This window comes from Bradyrhizobium sp. Ses1 (assembly GCF_059512365.1).
The window spans coordinates 1-1,508 of the sequence record NZ_JCAMOQ010000161.1; the positions used below are offsets into that span (position 1 = coordinate 1).

At 55.6% G+C, this 1,508-nt stretch carries 1 protein-coding gene; it reads right to left on the reverse strand.

Annotation, left to right across the window (positions count from 1 at the left end; all coding sequences use genetic code 11):
- Window positions 1-538: 538 nt before the first annotated feature.
- A complete protein-coding gene (locus tag AC5ZG5_RS46100; RefSeq protein ID WP_456647242.1) occupies window positions 539-1,204 on the reverse strand; it encodes a DNA-primase RepB domain-containing protein in 666 nt (221 codons plus the stop codon).
- Between the last annotated feature and the right edge of the window lie 304 nt (window positions 1,205-1,508).

Sequence of the window (1,508 nt, forward strand, 5' to 3'; positions counted from 1 at the left end):
TCGCCAGAAACTTCTTGGCTGCCGTCCACATCGCCGCAGTCGTCGCCTATTGGATCAATTGAGTCTGAACCCTAGGAACTTCCCTGAACCGAGCATGTCACGCGTCGCCCAATCGCTCCGTCTATGTCTATACGCCTTCCAAATCGAGTTCGCCTTGGATAATAGTCCAACCGGGTTCCGTCTATACACGGCGGAGCGTTGGGCCGATTAGTTCGCCCTTGGAACGCCGACGGATCGGAGTTGAAGACGAACTCGGCGTGGCCAATAACGCCTGACCTTGGCCCGGCGAGCTTGGTTGGTACGAGAGGAACGTCATCGACCGCACGGCCTCTTCATAACCGTCGTTTATTGCGGCATCTGCAGAGCTACAACGCTACACTCCATGCAACCCGATCTCCCCCGCCGTGGCAACAGGCATTCCGGCGCAGCTGTTCGCGCTTACAGCCCCGTTTCTCCGCCTCCAATGATGCGTGCGACGCGTTCCATATGTCCGTTGCCTGGTGTGCCGTGGTGGGATGTCCCACGTATTAGCAAAAGCTCAGTGCAGTTCACAGTATTTTCGCACTACCGGGTATTGGCACGAAGTTGCCTTGAGCGCTCGACGACCGAAATAGCGCGGCAGTGGCAGCCTAGCGCTGCGCCCGCGTGTGAGCTTCGTCTTGGTCGGCCAATTCAGTGTGCCGGGAATGCGCCACACATGAGATATGTCGCCCGTGCCGTGATCGGAGCCACTTGCCTTCTTCAGTGCAGTGGCAAGGGGCTTGGCTTCTTCCGGCAACAGCGGTCTATCGAAGAGGATGACCTGTTGAGAATTGCCTGGCGATGTCTCAATGACATAGCTGGGTTCAATCGGCATTTTACCGACTTTGCCTGTGTCGGCATCCATATCTGCGACTAACCCTATAGTCGCGATCACATCTGCTTCTGCACCCTTCTTCCCCCGTTCAAGATCAAGGCGCATCAAACAAAACGACATGTATACATTCGCATTCGGCGTGTCCGCGTGCGCCATGATCGCTTCCACCATCCCCTCCACATCACCCACGCGGTGTTGGCTGATCGTACCGGGGCGGTCATCATGGAATGCACATACAATGAATAGACCTCTCACGCCTCTCGCGAGATGATGGAACAGTTCAACGTGTTCGCGCACGGCAATTTGGTCACGCGAAGGAATAGCGACTTGAAGATGACTGAACGACATGACTGAGAAGGCTCGCCCCTACTGCAACAGATTGAGCGCGTCAAAAAACGCAGCGTCGGTTTTGCGCGTTCGCGAGGCTTTGTCACTCAAGCTAAATTAGAACCTGAAGAAAGATTTGGCTTCGTCCTCAGCTTGGCCTCTTTTAGGATCGTCGCAGAGGGTGGAATGACAAAGCGCCGTCCGAAACCAATCGATAAAGACCAGACGAAGAAGAGCGGGAGCAGGCTTCCCGAAGCGAGCATATTGTGTCCATTTCAACCGGTCCTACAAGGCGACACTTGCGAGATAACGCTGCGGCGCGGTC

Coding starts and splice junctions, on each gene's coding strand:
- AC5ZG5_RS46100 (WP_456647242.1), bottom strand. CDS start 1,204: ATGTCGTTCAGTCATCTTCAAGTCGCTATTCCTTCGCGTGACCAAATT.